This window comes from Rugamonas rivuli (assembly GCF_009380165.1).
GTDB classification, from domain to species: Bacteria; Pseudomonadota; Gammaproteobacteria; order Burkholderiales; family Burkholderiaceae_D; genus Rugamonas; species Rugamonas rivuli.
Map to the genome: position 1 here is coordinate 683442 of NZ_WHUF01000002.1, position 21430 is coordinate 704871.

The 21430-nt window shown below is 65.3% G+C and carries 20 protein-coding genes and 1 riboswitch; of the genes, 10 read left to right on the forward strand and 10 right to left on the reverse strand.

Translation table 11 applies throughout. From position 1 onward, the window contains the following. Window positions 1–30 precede the first annotated feature (30 nt). A riboswitch (TPP riboswitch) is annotated at window positions 31–129 on the reverse strand. A gap of 175 nt (window positions 130–304) precedes the next feature. Beyond that, entirely contained in the window at window positions 305–802 is a 498-nt protein-coding gene (locus GEV01_RS08230) for an Imm26 family immunity protein (protein ID WP_152803306.1), read from the forward strand. A gap of 18 nt (window positions 803–820) precedes the next feature. Here GEV01_RS08230 and GEV01_RS08235 read toward each other — a convergent pair whose 3' ends face one another. Genes GEV01_RS08235 through ompR form a run of 3 tightly spaced genes read right to left on the reverse strand, consistent with a single transcriptional unit; the run spans window position 821 to window position 3666 of the window. Beyond that, the gene (locus GEV01_RS08235) at window positions 821–1522 is read right to left on the reverse strand and encodes a hypothetical protein (RefSeq protein WP_152803308.1); all 702 of its coding nucleotides are present in this window, start codon (window positions 1520–1522) and stop codon (window positions 821–823) included. Continuing rightward, window positions 1522–2883 (reverse strand): sensor histidine kinase, encoded by a 1362-nt coding sequence (locus tag GEV01_RS08240; protein ID WP_152803310.1) that lies wholly within the window; start codon window positions 2881–2883, stop codon window positions 1522–1524. Before GEV01_RS08240 ends, GEV01_RS08235 begins: the two co-directional genes overlap by 1 nt. Window positions 2884–2898: 15 nt before the next feature. Further along, window positions 2899–3666, reverse strand: a complete 768-nt coding sequence (gene ompR / locus GEV01_RS08245; protein ID WP_008450215.1) for an osmolarity response regulator transcription factor OmpR — start codon at window positions 3664–3666, stop codon at window positions 2899–2901. 171 nt (window positions 3667–3837) lie between these two features. Between ompR and GEV01_RS08250 the strand changes: the two genes are divergently transcribed. The 3 genes from GEV01_RS08250 (at window position 3838) to GEV01_RS08260 (ending at window position 8291) form a co-directional block, all read left to right on the forward strand. After that, a complete protein-coding gene (locus tag GEV01_RS08250) occupies window positions 3838–4236 on the forward strand; it encodes a hypothetical protein (RefSeq protein WP_152803311.1) in 399 nt (132 codons plus the stop codon). A 233-nt stretch (window positions 4237–4469) separates the two neighbouring features. Beyond that, window positions 4470–6314, forward strand: coding sequence for a flagellar assembly protein A (locus GEV01_RS08255; protein WP_152803313.1), 1845 nt, complete (start codon window positions 4470–4472; stop codon window positions 6312–6314). A 132-nt stretch (window positions 6315–6446) separates the two neighbouring features. Next, window positions 6447–8291, forward strand: coding sequence for a flagellar assembly protein A (locus GEV01_RS08260; protein ID WP_152803315.1), 1845 nt, complete (start codon window positions 6447–6449; stop codon window positions 8289–8291). Here the strand turns inward: GEV01_RS08260 and GEV01_RS08265 are convergent. Beyond that, window positions 8288–9184, reverse strand: a complete 897-nt coding sequence (locus GEV01_RS08265) for a LysR family transcriptional regulator (protein ID WP_152803317.1) — start codon at window positions 9182–9184, stop codon at window positions 8288–8290. The genes GEV01_RS08260 and GEV01_RS08265 overlap by 4 nt on opposite strands. A 74-nt stretch (window positions 9185–9258) precedes the next feature. On the opposite strand from GEV01_RS08265, the gene GEV01_RS08270 reads away from it, so the two are divergent. Next, window positions 9259–10023: a sulfite exporter TauE/SafE family protein gene (locus GEV01_RS08270; RefSeq protein ID WP_152803319.1), complete on the forward strand. Its 765-nt coding sequence runs from the start codon at window positions 9259–9261 to the stop codon at window positions 10021–10023. On the opposite strand, the gene arfB is transcribed toward GEV01_RS08270, so the two are convergent. Next, window positions 10013–10402, reverse strand: coding sequence for an alternative ribosome rescue aminoacyl-tRNA hydrolase ArfB (gene arfB / locus GEV01_RS08275; RefSeq protein ID WP_008450209.1), 390 nt, complete (start codon window positions 10400–10402; stop codon window positions 10013–10015). The two genes, GEV01_RS08270 and arfB, sit on opposite strands and share 11 nt — an antisense overlap. Next, entirely contained in the window at window positions 10399–11472 is a 1074-nt protein-coding gene (locus tag GEV01_RS08280) for a CaiB/BaiF CoA transferase family protein (protein WP_152803321.1), read from the reverse strand. The genes arfB and GEV01_RS08280 overlap by 4 nt, the downstream gene beginning before the upstream one ends. Before the next feature lie 126 nt (window positions 11473–11598). Between GEV01_RS08280 and GEV01_RS08285 the strand changes: the two genes are divergently transcribed. Further along, complete coding sequence (locus GEV01_RS08285; RefSeq protein ID WP_152803323.1) at window positions 11599–12093, forward strand: chemotaxis protein CheW; 495 nt, start codon at window positions 11599–11601, stop codon at window positions 12091–12093. Here GEV01_RS08285 and GEV01_RS08290 read toward each other — a convergent pair. The 4 genes from GEV01_RS08290 to GEV01_RS08305 form a co-directional block, all read right to left on the reverse strand. After that, window positions 12090–14063: an ATP-binding cassette domain-containing protein gene (locus GEV01_RS08290; protein ID WP_235914279.1), complete on the reverse strand. Its 1974-nt coding sequence runs from the start codon at window positions 14061–14063 to the stop codon at window positions 12090–12092. The genes GEV01_RS08285 and GEV01_RS08290 overlap by 4 nt on opposite strands. Before the next feature lie 114 nt (window positions 14064–14177). Continuing rightward, window positions 14178–15065, reverse strand: a complete 888-nt coding sequence (gene prmB / locus GEV01_RS08295; protein ID WP_008450202.1) for a 50S ribosomal protein L3 N(5)-glutamine methyltransferase — start codon at window positions 15063–15065, stop codon at window positions 14178–14180. Window positions 15066–15123: 58 nt separating this feature from the next. Continuing rightward, window positions 15124–16257 (reverse strand): succinyl-diaminopimelate desuccinylase, encoded by a 1134-nt coding sequence (gene dapE / locus GEV01_RS08300; protein ID WP_070268991.1) that lies wholly within the window; start codon window positions 16255–16257, stop codon window positions 15124–15126. 2 nt (window positions 16258–16259) lie between these two features. Then, a complete protein-coding gene (locus GEV01_RS08305; protein WP_152803328.1) occupies window positions 16260–16613 on the reverse strand; it encodes an ArsC family reductase in 354 nt (117 codons plus the stop codon). 194 nt (window positions 16614–16807) lie between these two features. Between GEV01_RS08305 and GEV01_RS08310 the strand changes: the two genes are divergently transcribed. The 4 genes from GEV01_RS08310 (at window position 16808) to GEV01_RS08325 (ending at window position 21424) form a co-directional block, all read left to right on the forward strand. Further along, window positions 16808–17458 carry a PEP-CTERM sorting domain-containing protein gene (locus tag GEV01_RS08310; RefSeq protein ID WP_152803330.1) on the forward strand — a complete coding sequence of 217 codons (651 nt, stop codon included), beginning with the start codon at window positions 16808–16810 and terminating at the stop codon, window positions 17456–17458. A 195-nt stretch (window positions 17459–17653) separates the two neighbouring features. Continuing rightward, window positions 17654–18952 carry a sensor domain-containing diguanylate cyclase gene (locus GEV01_RS08315; RefSeq protein ID WP_235914280.1) on the forward strand — a complete coding sequence of 433 codons (1299 nt, stop codon included), beginning with the start codon at window positions 17654–17656 and terminating at the stop codon, window positions 18950–18952. Further along, a complete protein-coding gene (locus GEV01_RS08320; RefSeq protein ID WP_328595460.1) occupies window positions 18939–20912 on the forward strand; it encodes a TonB-dependent receptor plug domain-containing protein in 1974 nt (657 codons plus the stop codon). The genes GEV01_RS08315 and GEV01_RS08320 overlap by 14 nt, the downstream gene beginning before the upstream one ends. Next, window positions 20909–21424 carry a YfiR family protein gene (locus GEV01_RS08325; RefSeq protein ID WP_152803332.1) on the forward strand — a complete coding sequence of 172 codons (516 nt, stop codon included), beginning with the start codon at window positions 20909–20911 and terminating at the stop codon, window positions 21422–21424. Before GEV01_RS08320 ends, GEV01_RS08325 begins: the two co-directional genes overlap by 4 nt. Window positions 21425–21430: the final 6 nt, after the last annotated feature.

The window sequence follows — 21430 nt, forward strand, 5'->3', positions numbered from 1 at the left end:
GGAGCCGCGAAGAGAGCCATCAAAGGAGGGGAGAACTACTTTGCGCTTTCCTTCGCTGGCATTATCCAGATCAGGTACGAAGGGTATCTCTCACCCGGCAGCAAAGCTCCAGGACCCCTAGCGAGGCCGTAGTGTAGCACAGGCGCGGGCTGCGGTGCCGTGCGCCGCGTTCCGCGCCGCGCCGCTAAACTTGCGCTTTGCGCCGCAGGGCGCCAACGAAGCAGTCTCAGCTTTTATCGGAGGCGCCGTCATGTCGGTACATTTTGGCGACACCCTGCTGCATCGTGCAAGTGAAAGGTTAGGAATGAGGCAGTCGTATCACGAGGGAAGCTGGTTTGCCGTGCCGTTGCTGGATGGCGGCTACGGTTGGGGTTTGGTGGCGCGCTTGTCGCCGGGCAGCAAGATCATGCTGGCGTATCTGTTCGGCCCCAAGCTGCCGCGCCTGCCATCGCTGGAAGAGCTCGCCACGCTGCGGCCGCAGGATGCGGTCAAGGTGTTGCGCGTGGGCGATATGGCGCTGGCCAGCGGCCATTGGCCGGTGCTGGGCGATGCGCTGGAATGGGATCCGGCGCATTGGCCGGTGCCGCAGTTTCTGCGCCGCGCGGACGCGCTCAAGCGCGCCTGGCGCGTGACGTATTCGGATGCCGATCCGAGTCGCTCGGAGCGGGAGGAATCCGTGCCCTACGATACGCCGGGGCTGGAGACGGATTCGCTGTACGGCTACGGCTCGACCGAGCTGCTGTTGACCCGGCTGCTGGAGCCGCTGGACCATCCGATCAACCGCAGCGGCGCCAGCGCGTAGTTTCCGCTTGGTCGCAGCTTAGTCGCAGTCCACGTTCCAGGCCGCGTACTCGCCGCGGTGACGGCGCACGGCCACGCGGGCCACGGTGTCGCGGTCGCTTTCAAATACCAAACTGAACATCACGGGTGCACCGGCCGCCGGCGCCGCCGGTGCGATCGCGCGCAGCGTGAACGGCAGTGCGCGCTGGCGGATGCAGCGCGAGTTGCCGGCGAAGAGCAGGCGTGCGCGGCTCAGCAGTTCGGCATGCTGGCGCAGCAGCGCCACCACGTCCTCCGGCCGTACCGCCTGGTCCATCAGCACGGTGTGCTGGACGGCGCTGCAGATGGTGTTGGGCTGGGCCAGCCACACGTGCCAGGTCGGTTCCTGGGCCGTTTCGCTCCAGCGGCTGTCCTTGGGCGCCTTGGCGTCGAAGATGAAGCTGGAACGTATCTGCCGGCATAGGTCCACCGCCGAATGGCGCGGCGCCGAATCGACGCGGGCGATCACCTGCCATGGCTTGCCGCGCTGGCGCTCGATGTCGAAGGCCGGCGCGAACAGCGGCATCACCGGGCGGGCGCCGTGCGATTCGGCCACCATTTTCTGGTGGAAGTAGATGTCGAAGGAATTGCGTTCTTCTTCGGTCGGCGCGCGTTGTTCGATGCGCGGCGGCGCAGGCGCGGGTTTGGCGGCCATGGCGTGGCCGGCTGCGGTCAGCAGCAGTGCAATCGTCAGAGCCCGCATCAAACCGCCTTCATCACGATCTGGATCAGCAGGCCGCCGCCTTCGCGGTTGCGCACGTGCAGTTCGGCGCCATGGCGCAGCATGACGCGGTCGACGATGGCCAGCCCCAGGCCGGCGCCGTTGGCCTGGCCGCGCGCGGCGTCGAGCCGGGTGAAGGGCTTGAGCAGCTGTTCGATCTGGTCGTCCGGCACGCCGTTGCCGTGGTCCTGCACTTCGACCACCACGCGGCGCGAGGTGTGCATGCCCTTGATGCTGCATTTGATGTCGATCTCGGTCAGCTCGCTGCCGGGCGTCTTGCCGTAGCGGCGGGCGTTCTCGATCAGGTTGTTGATGACGCGCTTGATGTCGGTGGCGTTGCCCATCACGTGGGCGTTGGGTGCGATGTCGGTACTGATGCGCACGTCCGGCAGGCGCTCGGCTTCATGCGCGGTGTCGCTCAGCAGTTCGCTGAGGTCGACGTTGATGAAGCTCGACACCTCGGTCGGCTTGGCGTAGTCGAGGAACTGGCCGATGATGGCGTCCATCTGGCCGATGTCGGACTGGATGCCTTCGCGGGCCTCGTTCGACAGGTTGGCCATCTCCACTTCCAGCTGCATGCGCGCCAGCGGCGTGCGCAAGTCGTGCGAGATGCCGGCCAGGATCACGGCGCGGTCGGATTCCACCTGCTGCAATTGCACCACCATCTGGTTGAAGCTGCGGTTGGCTTCCATGATTTCCATCGGGCCTTTTTCCGGCAGGCGCTCGGGGCGCTTGCCCTGGGCGAAGGCGCGCGTGGCTTGCGTCAGGCGGCGCAGCGGCAGGTTGATCAGGCTGGAGATGAAGGCCGCGCCCAGCAGCGACACCACCGACACCACGCTGGCCCAGCCCAGCCACTGGATGCCGGTCAGGCCGCGGATGCGCTCGCGTTCCAGCATCAGCCAGTAGGCGTCGTCATCGATCTTGAAGCTGACCCAGAAGCCGGCCACGCCGTTGACGCGCGCGGAGAAGCGGGTGTCCGCACCCAGCTTGGCCTTGACCAGTTTCTGGATGTCGGGCATCAGCGCGTTGTCGGGCGGCGGATCGACCTTGTCGTCGTCCTCCAGCGTGAACACGCGGATGCCTTCGTTGGAGACCAGGTCGAACAGCAGCTCGCGCCGCAGTTCCGGCGCCGAGTGGGTGAGGGCGGCGTGCGTGATCGTCACCACCGAGATCACCTGGGAAGAGATTTGCTGTACCTGCGGCTCGTGCTGCACCACGCTGATCATGCCGACCCAGGCCGTCATGCTGGTGGTGGTCAGCGCGCCCAGCAGGAAGAAGGTGCGCCAGAACAGGCCGCTCTTGAGGCTGGCCGCTCGAAACGTGAAAGGGAACTTCGACTTCATGCGCGCGTCCGCGCCTTAGCGCGGCTGCCCCTCCGGAATGAACACATAGCCCAGGCCCCAGACGGTCTGGATGTACAGCGGGCTCGACGGATCTGGCTCGATCAGCTTGCGCAGGCGGGAGATTTGCACGTCCAGGCTGCGGTCGAACACTTCGTATTCGCGGCCGCGCGCCAGTTCCATCAGCTTTTCGCGCGACAGCGGCTGGCGGGCGTGGCGGGCGAATACTTTTAGTACCGAAAACTCGCCGGTGGTCAGCGGCACGGTCTCGCCGTTTTTCTTCAGCGTGCGGGTGCCCAGGTCCAGTACGAACTGGCCGAACTCGAACGATTGCGGGGTTTCCGACGGCGCGCCCGGGATCTCGTCCGGGCCGCGGCGGCGCAGCACGGCGCCGATGCGGGCCACCAGCTCGCGCGGGTTGAAGGGCTTGGGCAGGTAGTCGTCCGCCCCCATTTCCAGGCCGACGATGCGGTCCACGTCCTCGCCCTTGGCGGTCAGCATGATGATCGGCGTCTGGTCGCCGGCGCCGCGCAGGCGGCGGCAGATCGACAGGCCGTCTTCGCCCGGCAGCATCAGGTCCAGCACCAGCAGGTCGTAGCGCTCGCGCAGCCACAGCTTGTTCATCGCGGTGGCGCTCTCGGCGGTGAAGACGTTGAAGCCCTGCTCGGTCAGGTAGCGGCGCAGCAGATCGCGCAGGCGGACGTCGTCGTCCACTACCATGATCTTGGCCTGATGGCCATGCTGGTTGGCGGGGGTGTTGCCGGATTCAGTCGTTGTGCTAGTCATTTGGCTGCCAGATTTGTCATATTCATGTTGCTATGGTAACGTCATATTCGGACTTGCGAAAACGTCTGTGACAACCCATTACAAAGTGTTACAAACTTTACCCAATTCGTCTTACCCCCTCAGGTAAAGCATCATACACTCTGGGCATAGATTCAGCTTTTTAGGAACGCCATGGGCATCGATCACAAAAAACACTACGCAGCAGCAAGCGCAAATTTTTGCGTTCGTACCCTGCTGGGTGTTCTGCTGCTGAGCGGCAGCGCCATGGCCCACGATAGTTCGGCCGACCGCGACCCGCCGCGCCGCGAAGATCCGCGCAGCCTGCCTGCTTCACGCGATGTGCAGCCGGTGCGCCAGGAACGCATGGAACGCCAGGTTGAACCCCGTCAAATCGATCCGCGCAGCTACGACGCCCGCGCGGAAGAGCAGCGCCGCGCCATGCAGGAAGCCGGCCGCAACGCCGAAATGAGCCGCCGCGCCGGCCGCCTGACGCCCGACGAGCGCCGCGATCTGCGCCGCCAGATCAATGAAGTGGGTCAGGATATCTACGCCAACCCGCCGCGCCACTAGCCGCTTACTGTTGCGTATTGCGCCGATGTTATTTATTGAACATTGATGTGTAGCAATAAGTTCACAGTTTTATCGTCGATGTCACGAAAATCGCTTTCTTTTTCTTGGCCCAAGTGTAATATTAATTAATTACACGCAACGCCTTTCGGCCGCGTGCCGTTCGGAGGAAGACTGTGGTTCAACCGCTAGCACCTGCAGCGCCAGGAGAGGAGTCGCACGCTCCGGCCGCAGGCTTGCCCATCGGATTAGCCAAGCGCCCGGACGGTGTCTTTATCGACATGTCCTTGTCGCCGCTGACGCTGGCCGCAGCCATCAATGAAGTTTTCCATTCCCACAGTTATTTCGTTGGCCTGAACTACCCGGTGCTGGTCAAGGCGCTGTACGGCGTCGGCCCCGACCTGGGCACGCCGGGCATGACGCGGCTGGCGAACGATCTGAGCGTGATGTCGGACGAGCGCATCGCGCTGTACAAGCAGCCCAAGATGGGGCGCGGCTACGCCGAATACTATTTCGAGACGCTGTACCTGGATGAGATCACGCTGCCCGACGGCACCGTGATCCCCGAACGGCCGACCCGGCTCGATGTCGACGAATTCGTGGCCGAGATGTGGAACAAGGGCATCCTGTTCGGCATCGAGGTGGCGGCGGTGGCGGCTGCCATCGCGTCCACCAAGGCCGACCGCATCACCGTGGCCACCGAGCTGGAACCCGAACCGGGCCAGGATGCGACCGTGGTCGAGGTGTCGTCCGACCTGCACCGCAGCGACGCGCCCAAGGCCAGGGCCGACGGCCGCATCGACCTGGGCAGCTTCCAGAACCGCTTCCCGCAGATCAAGGCCAATGTGCGGCTGCTGAAAAAGCTGCCGGCGGTGCCGGGCCATCCGGGCTTCGACCTGGCCGGCCGTATGACGCCGGCCGAGCAGCCCAAGGATCTGACGCTGCGCTTCTTCGCCGGTGACGGCACCGAGGCCAAGGAGCTGGAGGACGGCGAATATCTGGTGTCGACCCGCGAAGGCTTCCTCAACGTCGATTCCAAGTCCAACCGCATTTCCATCACCGATAAAATCGTCAGCATGGATGGCGTCAGCGGACGCACCACCGGCAACCTGGAACTGGCCGGCGCCTACGAGGAATTCGGCGACGTGCAGGAGCAGCGCGACGTCACCGGCGGCGACATCACGGTGCACGGCAACGTCTACGGCAATATCCACTCGCGCGGCGGCACCGTGGTGCTGGACCAGAACCTGGTCAGCGGCAGCGTCGCCAATGTGGCCGGCAGCATTACCGTGACCGGCGTCGCCTCCAACTCGGTGATCCATACCGGCAAAGGCGCGGTGCATATCGGCCGCGCCGAGAACTGCGTCATCTCCGGCACCATCGTGACGCTGGGCGAGGCCTCCAACTGCGAGATCATCGCCGATGAAATCCGCATCGAGGTGGCCGAGGGCTGCGCGGTGGCGGGGCGCAACGTGGAAATCGACAGCGCCGGACCGCGCCGCCGCACCGAGATGGTGGTCTACGTTCTGGTGAAGGACGTCAGCCAGTTCGACCAGGAGATCGCCGACCTGGAACTGCGGGTGGCCGGCTTCGACCAGGCCAACCAGGGCTTCCAGCAGGAGGTGGACCGCATCGCCGCCATCCCGGACGTGCGCCGCTACCTGGCGCTGGCCGCCAAGCTGCGCACCCAGGAACTGCAACTGAATGCCGAGCAGGGCCAGCACCTGCGCAAGATCGCGGGCGCGGTGGCGGTCGAGCTGCAGATCATCGCCAAGCTGCGCACCGACCTGCAGGCCGGCCAGACGCAATTGAAGCTCTTGCAGGACAAGCTGGCCCGCGTGATCGAGCAGAAGGTGGAAGCGGCCGGCATCGCCCGTTGCGGCCTGCGCATGGTCAGCGGCGAGACCACGGTGCGCACCATGCCGTTCCAGGCCGACGTGGCGGCGCTGACGCAGCTGCCGGCCAAGGACATCAAGCAGCGCCTGCGCGGTACGCCCAGCGGCGGCGAACTGCTGTTCAGCGACGGCGCCGGCTCGCTGGACTGGCATTTGAATCCGCGTCTGCGGCCTGTGGCTGGCTAGCCATGGTGCGCGCACAAGGCCTGCGGTTCATGCTAATCTAGAAATAACATTAAAAAAGTGAAGAAGTGCCGCTACGGCGGCGTTTCGACGTACATCTTCCTGGGGATTACTGTGTCAGATGACGCGACGGCGATGGAACCAAGCGCGGAAAACGATCTGCCAGCAGCGATCGTCAAACGCGCCGACGGCGTCTATTTTGCGGCCGACGCTACGGCCGTGTCCTGCCTGTCGGCGGTCAGCCAGGTCTTCCTCGGCAGCGCTTATTTCGCCAACCTCGATTACGCGATCTTCATCAAGCTGCTCTACAATTGCGGCCCCGACCTGCCGGCCAACCTGACCAGCAAGCCGCTGGTGCGCTTCGCCGACAGCATCGAGCCTTTCCATCCGCCGCGCCGCGCGCTGTACAAGTCCGTCAAGATCATCAACGGCGAGGCCGAGTATTATTTCGAGCCGGTGTTCTTCGAGATTCCGGACATGCCGCTGCAACCGGCGCGCTTGAACTTCGACGAATTCGTCTCCGACATGTGGGTCAAGGGCATACGCTTCGGCATCGACGCGCCGGCCGTGCGCGACGTGATCACCAACGGGCGGCTGGCGCGCATCATCGTCGCGCGCCGCCTCAACGCCACGCCGGGGCGCGATGCTTCCATCGTGGAAGTGTCGGCCGATATCCATCGCAGCAATGCGCCGCGCGAAAAATCGGACGGCAAGCTTGATCTGCAGGCCTTCCAGAACCGCTTCCCGCAGGTGAAGCCCAACGTCAAGCTGCTGCGCAAGGTGCCGCGTACACCGGGTGTGCGCGGCTACGAGCTGTCGGGCATCGTGCTGGAACCGCCCGCGCCGAAGGACGTCGAATTGAGCAGCGTGGCCGGCGAGGGCACGGTGATCGAGAACCTGCGCGACGGCGAATTCCTGGTGTCGGCGGTGGAGGGTTTCCTCAGCGTGGACCCGGCCACCAAGCGGCTGTCGATCGGCCCCAAGATCATCAGCCGCGAGGGCGTCAGCGCGCGCACCACCGGCAACCTGCAGCTGACCGGCGAGTACGAGGAATTCGGCGACGTGCAGGAGCAGCGCTCTGTCGACGGCGGCAACATCACCATCCACGGCGACGTGTTCGGCATCATCAACTCGCGCGGCGGCGACATCGTCCTGAGCCGCAACCTGATGGGCGGCACCGCCACCAATGCCGATGGCGGCATACGGGTGCAGGGCGTGGCGTCGGGCGCGGTGCTGCAAACGAAACGCGGCGAGGTGACGCTGGCGCGCGCGGAGAGCTGCATCATCTCGGGCACGCGGGTGGTGATCGGCGAGGCAAGTAACTGCGAAATCATAGCGGAGGAAGTGGTCATCAAGGTGGCCGAGGGCTGCGCCATCGCCGCGCGCAAGATCGAGATCGCCAGCGCGGGGCCGCGCAAGCAGAACGAGATGCTGCTCTACACGCTGGTGCCGGACACCTCCAAGTTCGAGAAGAAGATCGCGGAGTTGCAGCCGAAGGTGCAGCATGCGGCGCACGAGGCCAATCTGCGCAAGGCGGAGATCGACGCGATCACCGGCCAGACCGAAGTACGCAACTACCTGACGCTGGCCACCCGCGTGCGCAAGCGCGAGGTGATGCTGACGCCCGAGCAGGAGCCGCTGTTCCACAAGATGGCGGCGGCGGTGGGGCCGTCGCTGAGGGCGGTGGCGAAGATTTCGCTGGCGATGAAGGCGGCGCAGGTGCAGCAGGAGCAGGCGCAGGAAGAAGTCAACCAGGTACAGCGCCAGAAGATGGCGATCATGCGCGGTTCGCGCTGCATGGTGGAGACGCTGACCGGCGACGTCCTGCTGCGCACCATGACCTTTGTGCCGGATGGCCCGCCGGCGTACGACCGTCCGGCCAAGGATGTCAAGGCCAAGGTGCGTACTACGGCGGCCGGCATGGTCACCATCTATTCCGGCGCCACCGGGCCTATCGCCTGGGCGCCGGAGACGGACTAATCCCGCCGCAGCGTCGCCACCAGTTCGCGGGCATGGCGCGGCAGCGCATCCAGGTCGCGCAAGCAGATCAGCAGCTTGCGGTCGGCCCATTCATCGCTTAATTTCAGTACCAGCAGACGGTCGGCATCGGCGCTGCGGCGGGCGGCTGTTTCCGGCATCAGCGCCACCCCGGCGCCGCTGGCCGCCATGCGGCACACCGCTTCGAAGCTGCGCAGGCGTATCTTGCAGTGCATGTGGAGTCCCAATCGCGATGCCTGGCCTGCGGCGTACTGCTGGAAGGCGCTGTCGCCGGCCAGGCCGATGAAGTCGTGGGCCAGGGCGTCGGCGTAGCGGATGCTGCTGCGCCTGCGGTACTGCCGCGCCAGCGGATGGCTGCGCGCCATCACCAGCGCCAGCCTGTCGTCGCGGAAGGCGAAGGTTTGCAGCGCCTCCGCATTGGCCGCGTCGCTGACGATGCCGATGTCGGCGGCGCCTTCGGCCACGGCCTGCACGATGTCGCGGCTCAGGCGTTCTTCAAGATCGATGCCCAGTTGCGGATGCGCGGCGAGGAAGGCGGCCAGCGCGTCCGGCAGGAATTCGGTCATGGCCGAGGTGTTGCACAGCAGCCGGATGCGGCCCTTGAGGCCGGAGGCGAATTCGGCCAGGTCGGCCTGCATGTCGTTCACCTGGCGGGCGATTGCGCGCGCATGGTGCAGCAGCGCGCGCCCGGCTTCGGTGGGCTCGGCGCCGCGCCGGCCGCGCTGCAGCAGCGGTACGTCCAGCGCTTGCTCCATGCCGCGTACGCGGGCGCTGGCCGAGGGCAGCGCCAGATGCGCCAGCTGCGCACCGGCGGTGATGCTGCCGCTTTCGGCGATATGGACGAACAGTTTGAGGTCGGTCAGGTCGAAGCGCATGGTCTCTGCCTATGGATTTTACGAAGTCTGGCTGAGTATATTCCAGATTTTCAGGTGCCGCGCGTTGCGCCACAATGGCGCTCATGGATACTTCTTTCATTTTTGTCGCACTGGTGTTTGTGCTTGCCGGGATGGTTAAGGGCGTTACTGGCATGGGCTTGCCGACGGTCGCGGTGGCGCTGTTGACGCTGAAGATGCCGCCGCTGGAGGCTGCCGCGCTGTTGATTGTGCCTTCGTCTGTGACGAATGTATGGCAGCTGGCGGCCGGGCCGGCGCTGTATCCGCTGTGGCGGCGCCTGCGGCCCATGCTGCTGGCGGTGTGCGCCGGCACGGCGCTGGCGGCGGTGCTGGCCGGCGCGGGGAATGGCGCCAGGGACGACGCCGCGTGGAGCGGGGCGGTGCTGGGACTGGCGTTGCTGGCCTACGGCGTGCTGGGACTGGCCGGCTGGCGCTGGCAGGTGGCGCCGCGCGCGGAACGCTGGCTTGGGCCGCTGGCGGGCTTCGCCACCGGCGCGCTGGCCGGCGTCACCGGCGTCTTCGTCATGCCGGCGGCGCCGTACTTGCAAGCGCTGGCGCTGGAGAAGGACGATCTGGTGCAGGCGATGGGATTGGCCTTCACCGTGTCGACGCTGGCGCTGGCGGTCATGCTGGCTTACCAGGGAGCGTGGCATGCGGCTGCGGCGGGAGCTTCGTGCCTGGCGCTGCTGCCGGCTGCGGGCGGCATGCTGCTGGGGCAGTGGCTGCGCGGGCGCATGGCGCCTGCTTTATTCCGCCGCTGCTTTTTCGCCAGCCTGCTGGCGTTGGGCGCGCACCAGTGTCTGCGGGTCTTTACAGGCTGACTTTGCCGCGCAGCTGTTTGCGTTCGCCGTCCTTGCTTTTGCCGTCCAGCCGCTTGCGCTGCGAGCTGCGTGTGGGCCGGGTAGGGCGGCGCACGGCGGGCAGCACGGCCACGCTGTCGACCAGCTCCTGCAGGCGACGCAGGGCTTCTTCCTTGTTGGCCTCCTGGCTGCGCGACTGCTGCGCCTTCAGCACCACCACGCCATCCTTGGTGATGCGCTGGTCGCGCATGGCCAGCAGGCGTTCCTTGATATGCTCCGGCAGCGACGAGCCGACGATGTCGAAGCGCAGATGCACCGCGCTCGAAACCTTGTTGACGTTCTGCCCACCCGGCCCCTGGGCGCGGATGGCGGTGAACTCCACTTCATTCGGATCGATCACGGCGCAAACCTGACCGGCTGCGCCACGGACCACGACTCGCCTTCGGTGTCGTGCATGCGGCGGCTGACGATGTCGCGGAACAGCGGGTGCTGCAAGGCTTCCTCGGTGCGCAGCACGGGCGTGACGCAGCAGTCGGCGTCGGCGAAGGCTTCCGTCCATTGCGCCAGCGTGCGCGCGGCGAACACCGCGTCCAGCTCCGCCTTGAGCGCCATCGCGTCTTCGCCGCCGACCTGCTGGCCCAACTGCCAGTGGCGCGGCTTCAGGTCCGGCCGTTGCAGCACGTCGCAGCAGCCCTGCCAGAACTTGAGCTCCAGCGCGCCGACCGCCATGTAGCGGCCATCGGCCGTGCGGTAGACGTTGTAGCAGGGGACGCCGCCAGTCAGCAGATCGCGGCCCGGCGCGGCGGGCGCTCCGTTGTTGACGCCCACCAGCGGCATGATGTTATGTGCCATGACGGCGGCGGTCATCGAGACATCGACCATGCGTCCCGCGCCACCCATCTTGACCGCGACCAGCGCCGCCAGGATGCCCTGCAGCGCAGACTGCGCGCCGCCCAGCAGATCGCCCACCTGCAGGTTGGGCAGCGCCGGCACGCCGTCGGCGCCGGCGTTCTGGTCCAGCATGCCGGCATAGCCGATGTAGTTGATGTCATGCCCGGCCAACAGCGCGTAGGGGCCGTGCTGGCCGTAGCCGGAGATCGCGCACATCACCAGCTTGGGATTGCGCTCGCGCAGCGTGTGCCAGCCCAGTCCCAGCTTGTCCATCACGCCGGGGCGGAAGCTCTCGACCAGCACGTCGGCCGTCTCCACCATCGCCAGCAGCTGCTCGCGGTGGGCGGCGTCCTTCAGGTCCAGGCGCTTCATCCGCTTGCCGCGATTGACGGCGACGAAGAACTGCGACACCTCATTGCGCACCGGTCCCATGGCGCGCGCGTAGTCGCCGGGACCGGGGTCTTCGATCTTGATCACTTCCGCGCCCATGTCCGCAAGGTGCATGGTGGCGACGGGGCCGGGCAGCAATCGCGTCAGGTCCAGCACGCGGATGCCGCTGAGAGGGAGTTCGGTAGTCATGGATTCATTGTAGCAAACCAGCAACCGCGAGCCCGGTGAATGTTGACGTTGCTCAACGACCGCTTTTGGGGGCAAAGGTAGGATGGCACATGCCTGTTACCGCACGTCCCGGACGAAAGGATCATCATGCCTTCATTGACTACGCAATCCGCCAGCGCCGACCCAACCGCCGTCGTCGCCGCCAGCCAGTATCTGGTGTTCCGGCTGGGCGGTCTCGATTACGCGCTGGATTTCACCAAGGTGCAAGAGCTGCGGCCCTTGAAGGCGCTGGAGCGCTTTTCATCGGAGGGGGAGATCGTGGCCGGGGTGGCCGTGTCGCGCGGCGTCATCATGCCGATCGTCGACATGCGCATCGCCTTCGGGCCCCGGCCGCCGGAGCACGATCCGCTGACGGACGTGATCATCCTCAAGCTGTCGAGCTGCGTGATGGGGATGGTGGTGGATGGGGTGACGGATATCGTCCCGCTAACGCTGGGACAGATCAAGCCGATACCGGGCGCCAGCGCGGTGGAGTACCTGGTCGGCATCGGTGAAGCGGACGGGCGCCGCTTGATCGTGGTCGACATCGATAAGCTGATGTCGATCCAGAAGGTTCAAGTCGGCGCCCGCCAGGCAGCTTAGGCGAGGGCTTCGAGCTGCTCCTGCAGCTCCAGCCACTCCGCTTCCAGCTGGCCGAGGTCCTTGGTGAAGAAGGATTGATCGGCCAGCAGCTGTTTCAGCTTGGCCTTGTTGGCCGCGTCGTAGATCGACGATTCGCCCAGGGCCGCATCCACATCGGCCTTCTGCGCGCTGCGCTTGGCGATCTGGTCGTCCAGGCGCTTGATCTTCTGCTCCAGCGGCTTGCGCAGCGTGGCCAGGCGCTGGCGGTCTTCTGCCTCCTTGCGCTTCTGTTCCTTGGTGTTGACCGCAGGCGCCGCTGCAGGCGGCGGTGCGACTGGCGAGGCGACAGGGAAGTCGGTCTTGTTTGCCTTGCCGGCGGCCGGCAGCACGTCGGTGCCTTTGCCCATCTTGGTTTGCAGCAGCCAGTCCTTGTAGTCATCCAGATCGCCGTCGAACGGTTGAAGCTTGCCGTCGGCGACGATGATGAACTGGTCGGTGGTGGCGCGCAGCAGGTGGCGATCGTGGGATACGACCACCAGCGTGCCTTCGAACTGCGCCAGCGCTTCGGTCAGTGCCTCGCGGGTTTCCAGATCCAGGTGATTGGTCGGTTCATCGAGCAGCAGCAGGTTGGGACGCTGCCACACGATCAGAGCCAACGCCAGGCGGGCCTTCTCTCCGCCGGAGAACGGCGCGATCGAACTGGTCACCATCGTGCCCGGGAAGTTGAAGCCACCCAGGAAGTTGCGTAGCTCCTGCTCGCGCACGGTCGGTGCGATCTTCGCCAGGTGCCACAGCGGCGATTCGTCGTGGCGCAGCATCTCCACCTGGTGCTGGGCGAAGTAGCCGATGTTCAGGCCCTTGCCCATGGTGGCATCGCCGGTCAGCGGCGACAGCTCGCCGGCGATGGTCTTGATCAGCGTCGATTTACCGGCGCCGTTCACACCCAGCAGGCCGATACGCTGGCCGATCTGCAGCGAGAACTTGATGTTGTTGACGATGGTCTTGTGCGTGATCTCGCCGGTTTTTTCGTCTTCGATCTTGTAGCCTGCGTCGACGTCTTCCATCACCAGCAGCGGGTTCGGAGCGCTGAGCGGCTCGCGGAATTCGAACGAGAATTCGGCTGCGGCGCGCAGCGGCGCCAGTTCCTCCATCTTGGCCAGCGCCTTCATGCGGCTCTGCGCCTGGCGGGCCTTGGAGGCCTGCGCCTTGAAGCGGTTGACGAAGGATTCCAGGTGGGCGCGTTTGCGCTGCTGCTTTTCCAGCGCGCCGGCGGCCAGGATCATCTGCGCCGCGCGCTGACGTTCGAAGGACGAGTAGTTGCCCGAGTAGCGTTTCAGTTTGCGCTCGTCGATGTGCACCACCACGTTGACCACTTCATCGAGGAAGTCGCGATCGTGGGAGATGATGAGCAACGTGCCGGCGTAGCGTTTGAGCCAGTCTTCCAGCCAGATGATCGCGTCCAGGTCCAAGTGGTTGGTCGGTTCATCGAGCAGCAGCAGGTCGGAAGGGCACATCAGCGCCTGCGCCAGATTCAGGCGCATGCGCCAGCCACCGGAGAAGCTGGCCACCGGTTGCTGCATCTGGTCGATCGAGAAGCCCAGGCCGAGCAGCAGCTGTTCGCCGCGCGATTGCACGGTGTAGGCGTCGGCATCGGCCAGCGCGCTGTAGATCTCGCCGATGGCGATACCGTTCTCGGACGATTCAGGCTCCGATTCAAGGCGGGCCAGTTCGGCCTCCAGCTTGCGCAGGGTGACGTCGCCGTCGATGGCGTAGTCGAGTGCCGCGCGGTCCAGCGGAGGGGTTTCCTGCGCCACGTAAGCGACGCGCCATTTGGCCGGGAAGTCGATCTCGCCCTGGTCCGGGTGCAGCTCGCCGCGCATCATCGCGAACAGGCTGGATTTGCCGGCGCCGTTGGCGCCGATCAGGCCAATCTTGTCGCCGGGGTTGAGGGTGACATCGACCTGTTCCAGCAGCGGCTTAATACCGCGCATCAGGCTTACTTGAATAAAGCGAATCATTGGAATCTTTCGTGCCGTCGTCCCCGCGCAAGCGGGGATCCATAGTCAGCATGGATTCCCGCTTGCGCGGGAATGACGCGGTTTTTTTTAGAGTTTAAGCTGGTCTGCGGTCAGCAGGAATACCATGTCGTCGCCGTTGCTGGTGGTGAGCCAGGTCAGGCCCAGTTCACCGAAGGCCGCTTCGGCGAACTCGCGCTCATTGCCGATTTCGACGATCAGGATGCCGTCGTCGGTCAGGCGCTCGGCGGCGCCGGCGACGATCTTGCGCACCAGGTCCATGCCGTCCTTGCCGCCATCGAGCGCCAGTTCAGGCTCGGCGCGGTATTCCATCGGCAGCTTGCTCATCGACGACGAGTTCACGTACGGCGGGTTGGTGATGATCAGGTCATACTTCTTGTCCGGCACATTGGCGTACAGGTCGGACTGGATCAGCGTCAGGCGGTCTTCCAGCTTGTAGGTGGCGACGTTTTTCTTCGCCACTTCCAGCGCGTCGGCCGAGATGTCGACCGCGTCCACATGCGCGTCCGGGAAGGCGTCGGCCAGCATGATGGCCAGGCAGCCGGAGCCCGTGCACAGTTCCAGCACATTGCTGACGTTTTCAGGCTCGTTGACCCACGGCGCGAAGTACTGCGGGATCAGTTCCGCGATGAAGGAGCGTGGCACGATGGTGCGCTCGTCCACGTAGAAGCTGTAGGTGCCCAGCCACGCTTCGTTGGTGATGTAGGCGGCCGGCACGCGCTCGTTGGTGCGGCGGTCGATGACGGCCATGACCGCAGCGATTTCCTCCGGCAGCAGCTTGGCGTCCAGGAACGGGTCCAGGTGGTCCAGCGGCAGCTTGAGCGTGTGCAGGATCAGGTAGGCCGCTTCATCGAAGGCTTCGACGCTGCCATGGCCGAAGAACAGCTTGGCGGTGTTGAAGCGGGTGACGGCATAGCGCAACAGGTCGCGCGGCGTGGTGAAAGGAGTCGTGTTCATGGCTATCTCGGTAAAACAGTAATCGGTTTGCGCACGCCGCGCCGCCAGCCTGCGTGACTCAGGCCAGCAGGTTTTCCAGCGTACGGCGGTAGATATTCTTCAGCGGATCGACAAAACGCAGCTCGATATGCTCGTCGATCTTGTGGATACTTGCGTTGGGAGGCCCGAATTCTATCACCTGAGGGCAGATCTGAGCGATAAAGCGTCCATCCGAGGTGCCGCCGGTGGTCGACAATTCGGTGTCGACGCCCGTTTCGGACTTGATCGCTGCGGCCAGCGCATCGCTCAAGGTGCCGCGCGGGGTCAGGAAGGGCAGGCCGCTCAGCGCCCATTTCAGGTCGTAGTGCAGATTGTGCTTGTCCAGGATGGCGTGCACACGGCGCTTCAGTTCCTCGTGGGTGCTGGCGGTCGAGAAGCGGAAGTTGAAGTCGATGACCATCTCGCCCGGGATCACGTTGTTGGCGCCCGTGCCGGCGTTAATGTTGGACATCTGCCAGGAGGTCGGCAGGTAGTACTCGTTGCCTTCGTCCCAGCGCTCGGCCACCAGGTCGGCCAGTGCGGGCGCGGCCAGATGGATAGGGTTGCGCGCCAGCTGCGGGTAGGCGATGTGGCCTTGCACGCCCTTGACCGTCAAACGGCCGGACAGCGAACCACGGCGGCCGTTCTTGATCATGTCGCCCAGGGTTTCGTCGGAGGTCGGTTCGCCGACGATGCAGTAGTCCAGCGTCTCGCCGCGCTCCTTGAGGATATTGCAGACCACCACGGTGCCATCGATGGCCGGGCCTTCCTCGTCGCTGGTGATCAGGAAGGCGATCGAGCCTTTATGGTCGGCGTGGGCGGCGACGAACTCCTCGCAGGCCACGACGAAGGCGGCGATCGAGGTCTTCATGTCGGCGGCGCCACGGCCATACAGCTTGCCGTCGCGGTGGGTCGGGTTGAAGGGTTCCGAGCGCCATTGCTCGACAGGGCCGGTCGGCACCACGTCGGTATGGCCGGCGAACACCAGCACCGGCGAGGTCGTGCCCCGGCGTGCCCACAGGTTGGTGACACCGTTCGATTCGATCACTTCGCAGGCAAAGCCCAGCGGCGACAGCAAATCGATCAGGTGCTGCTGGCAGCCTTTATCGTCCGGCGTTACAGAGGAGAGGGCGATCAGCTTTTCGGTCAGCGCCAGGGTCTTGGAAGGAGTCATGTTTATTTATCGAAGATTTGTTTGTACTGGGCGTCGGAGAAGGACACGGCGAAGGTGCCGTTCTTGTCCAGCACCGGGCGCTTGATCACGGACGGGTTTTCCAGCATCAGGGCGATGGCGCTGTCGTCGTCGACGATGGCGGCTTTGCGCTCGTCGGACAGCGCGCGCCAGGTCGTGCCTTTTCTATTGACCAGCACATCGCGCGACAGGTGTTGTAGCCAGCCGGCGACGATCTCGCGGGTCAGGCCCTGCTTTTTAAAATCGTGGAAGACAAAATCCTGCTGCTGGTCGGCCAGCCATACGCGGGCCTTTTTGACGGTATCGCAATTCGGGATGCCGTAGAGGGTGATTTTCATGTGCGTGCTTGCGAAAACGAGTGTTATAGGCGAAGGGCGACAGAATACCATGGCTGGCACTTGTTGATCTGCGCCGACGCTCCTTAGTTGCAAGCTATGCCTTCGCCATCGGGGGAAAGAAATATCGAATAGACACGACTGGGGCGGTCTGAAACAATATTAACTCTGGCCGCAACCCCTCACGGAGAAATAAGATGAAAAAGACTCTGATGGCCCTGGCGCTGGGTGGCGCCGCCGCATTGGCGCAGGCGGGTGTGATCGATTTCAATCCACCTTCGCCCGTGTGCAGCAACGCGGCCGATGGCAACGGCAGCATCGTCGGCTGCACCAACTATGGCACCATCGCCCAGTCCTACGGTGACGTGCCGGGCGTGCTGGATGTGCAGTACACGGCGCTGCGCGTGCGCGACACCAGTTTGAGCTGGTGGGACGCCGACTACAACACGCTGCGCGGGGTAGCCTGGGCGGTCGGCGGCGACGGCAACTCGGCGGCGCAGATCGACTTGCTGCCCTTGAACGGCATGGCCGTCACCGTCACCCACTTCGACCTCGGCTCGTATCCCAACATCTCGCGCGGCACCCACTTGACGGTTTCCGCGATCGGCGGCCCTGTGTTGTTCAGCTACGACGGCAGTGTCGGCGGCCTGCCGGGCAATATGCCCAGCAGCTTCGATGGCAGCTGGAGTTCGCTCAGCGGCGTTCGCATCGAGTGGCACGACAGCGCCTACAACGTCGGCATCGACAACATCACCTATTCCGTCGACGCGGTGCCCGAACCATCGGCCTGGCTGATGCTGGCGCTTGGCCTGGGCGCCATCGGCATCTCGGCCCGCCGGCGCACCTGATTTTGCCTCTTCAACCGGCGCGGGCGGCCCGCCCGCGCCCCATGGTGGCAGCGCCGCCACGACTCCCCAGCTTTCGCCCCACACTCCCCGGCTTTGCGCTTACAATTCCACTAAGAACATTCTTTGTGGAAATACCAATATTGGGGCCTTGCGGCGCTGCCGCGCCCTTTGCCGCCCACGCTGCCGACTGTATCCATGACCGAGTCCGAAGCCTCATTATCTCCACCCGCCGATTCGCTGGTACGGCGCCTGACCCGCATGAACCTGCAGCTGCTCAGCGTGACCATGCTGCTGACTTTCGCCTTGCTGGCCACGGCCACCTGGTACGTCGCGCGCGGCCGCCAGGTGCACGCGGCCCAACTGAGCGCGCAGCTGCTGGCCAACAGCGTCTCGCCGATGATGGTGTTTGCCGACCGTCCCGCAGCGCAAATCGAACTTGAAGCCTTCTCCCGCCGCAGCGACCTGCTGCTGGTGCAGGTGCAGACCCCGGCCGGTGCGGTGTTCGCGCAATGGCAGGCGGGCAGCGGTGCGCCGCTATCGCGCATAGCGCCGCCGCTCGCCGCCGCGCGACTGGCCGACGCGACGTCGGTGACGATGCAGGAACTGGAGGTATGGGCGCCGATCCGCCTGAAGGATGAAGTGGTCGGCGTGCTGGTGCTGCGCGAGAGCCTGGCCGGCCTGCGGATGGCGGTGCTGACGCTCAGCGCTGCCGCAGCGGCGTTGATCGCGGTCGCCATCCTGATCGCCTGGCGCGGCCTGCTGCTGGTGCAGCGCCGCGCGCTGGCACCGCTGGTGGAACTGTCCAACCTGGCCGAACACATCGCCCGCGAACGCGATTACGGCAAGCGCGCGGCAGTCTACCGGCGCGACGAAGTGGGACGTTTGACCGAACGCTTCAACGATATGCTGAAACGGATCGAAGTATGGCAGGCCGACCTGCACCAGCAACTGGAGCAGGAACAGGAGGCCGGCCAGCAGTTCCAGCAGCTGGCGCACAGGGACAGCCTGACAGGCCTGCCCAACCGCCTGTTCTTCCAGGGCGAATTGCAGCGCTACCTTGCCTTCAGCACGGAGCACGACGAGTTGATGGCGCTGATGTTCATCGACCTGGACAACTTCAAGACCGTCAACGACAAGCATGGCCACGACGCCGGCGACGCCGTGCTGTGCGAAGTGTCGCGCCGCATGGCCAGCGTGGTGCGCTCGCGCGATGTGCTGTGCCGCCTGGGCGGCGACGAATTCGCGCTGATCCTGCCGGCGCTGCCGGACCAGGAGGCTGCCGAGCACCTGGCGCAGCGCCTGATCGACGCGGTACGCGTAACGCTGACGATCAACGGCGTGGTGATGCCGATCGGCGCCACCGTCGGCCTGGCGTTTGCACCGGTGGACGCCACCGACGCCACGGCCTTGCTCAACGCCTCGGACCAGGCCATGTATGAAGCCAAGCGGGCCGGCAAGAACACTTACAGGAGGGCGCATAGTGCGGGGACTTAAGCCAGGCCTGTTGCTGGCTGCTGTGTGCTGCACCCCCGTGGCGCTGGCACAACAGCCGACGCAGCAGCAGGCGCCGGCCAGCCTGGAAGAACTGTTGCGGCAAACGCCGACCGACGTGACGCGCGATGTCGAGGAGTCGACCTCGTCGCGCTTTGCGCAGAACGCATCGGAGGCGCCGTCCATCACCTACGTCGTGACGGATACCGACATTGCCCGCCACGGCATGCGCAATATGGCGGACGTCCTGCGCAGCATGCCGGGCCTGTACGTGACGGGAGACGGCAACTTCGTCTATGTCGGCGCGCGCGGCCTGGGGCGGCCCGGCGACTACAATTCGCGCCTGCTGTTCCTGATCGACGGCATGCGCATCAACGAGAACATCTACGACGCCGGGCTGCTGGGTTCCGAGTTCTTTGTCGACGTCGACCTGATCGACCGGGTTGAATACGCACCGGGTCCGGGCTCCGCGCTATATGGGAACAACGCCTTCTTCGGCGTGGTGAACATCATCACCAAGGGCGTCGACAAGCTGCATGGCGTGCAAGTGCGGGCCAGCGCGGACTCCGACCGCCTGCGCGAAGTGCGCGCCAGCGTCGGCCATCGCTGGGAGCAGGGCGGCGAGGGCTGGCTGGCGCTGAGCGCCTTCAAGCAGAGCGACATCGCCGCGCAGTATCCGCTGCCGCCGGGCTTCGACAGGCCCGTCAAGGACCACAACTGGGACCGCGGCCAGCGCCTGCTGGGCATGGGACGCTACGGCGGCTTCACGCTGCGCGCGGGCCTCAGCCACCGCGAGCAGGGAGCGCCCGGCTTCCTGCCGCCGGAAGCGCCGGTGCCGATTGTGCAGAACCGGAATGTGTTCAACAACAGCTTCCTATCGGCGGAATACCAGCGCGACCTGGGGAGCGACTGGAGCCTGTACGGCGCGGTGTCGTCCAAGCGCAGCGACTACCTGCAGGCCTTCCCGTATGTGCACGAGGACATGACGCCGTTCGAATTCGACAAGCGCTCGCTGGGCCGCTGGTACAACGTCGACCTGCGCGTCAGCACCCAGCGCTGGCGCGACCATGAGTTGATGGCCGGTTTCGAGTACCAGTACGACCGCACGCAACGGATCGTCGCCGGCCCGGTAGGCGAGGAGCCCGACGCCGAGTTTTACGGTAACAACCGGCGGCGCGGCCTGTTCGTGCAGGATTCGTGGCGCCTCAACGATACCCATCGCGTGACGCTGGGCCTGCGCCGGGACGCCACTATGATGGGCGGCACCAACACCAATCCACGCTTCGCCTGGATCTGGAGCGGCGTGCCCGATGCGTCGCTCAAGCTGATGTACGGCAGCGCTTATCGCGAGGCGAACCTGTTCGAATACCAGGTCAACGCGCCGTGGGAGGCGCCGTTGCCGACGCCGGAACGGGTGCGCACGCTGGAACTGGCGTGGGACCACGCGTTGAACCATAACGTGCAGTACCGGGCTTCGGTGTATGCATCGCGGCTGCGTGACCTGATCAGCGTGGGCCAGGAGAGCGGCGTGTTTGAGAACAGCGGCTTGATACGCAGCGTGGGCGCGGAGCTGGGCCTGGAACGGCGCTGGGCCGGAGGCCAGCAATGGCAAACCGCGCTGTCGCTGCAACGCACCTCCGACGCCTTCGGTCATCGATTGAATAACTCGCCGCGCGCGCTGCTCAAGATGCTGTACAGCCAACCGCTGCAAGGCGATCGGCTGCGGCTGTCGTGGCAGGCGCTGAGCGAAAGCCGGCGCGTGACGGCAACGACGACCCTGCCCGGATACACTCTGCTTAACAGCACGCTGCTGTGGCGCCAGAGCGAGGGCCTTAACGTCGCCCTGTCGCTCTACAACATCGGCAATGTGCGCTATTTCGACCAGCCCGATGGCGTAGGGCCGCCGCTCCGGCAGGAGGGGCGCGTGTTGAGGTTATCGCTGACCAGGCAGTTCGGTCCATGAGGGCCTGGCGCAAAACATGGCTGCTGCTGCCGATGCTGGCGGCGCTGGCGTCGCCCGCGCGTGCGGGGCAGGATCAGTTGCAGCTGAAGGCGGCGTTCATCTACCGCTTCGCGCAGCTGACCCAGTGGCCGCCACCGCCGCAGCGCGAGTTCACCTACTGCGTGGCGGGCGACGCGCCCTTGCAGGACGCGCTGCGCACGCTGATGCAGTCCACGCCGGGCGGCATCCCGGTGCATACGCTGCAACTGAGCGAGCCGCAGCGCGTGCCGCAATGCCAGCTGCTGGTGCTGGGCGCGGGCGTGCGCGGCGATCTGCGGCGCTGGCACGAGATATTGGCGGACGATCCGGTGCTGGTGGTGGGCGACAGCGCGGAATCGTTCCGTAGCGGCGCCATCATCGGTCTGGTGATCGAGCCGAATGGCCTGGCGTTCCGCATCAATCAAACGGAAGCCAGGCGGCGTGGCCTGGCGATCAGCTACCAGATGCTGAAGCTGGCGCGCGAGGTGAAGTAGGGCGCT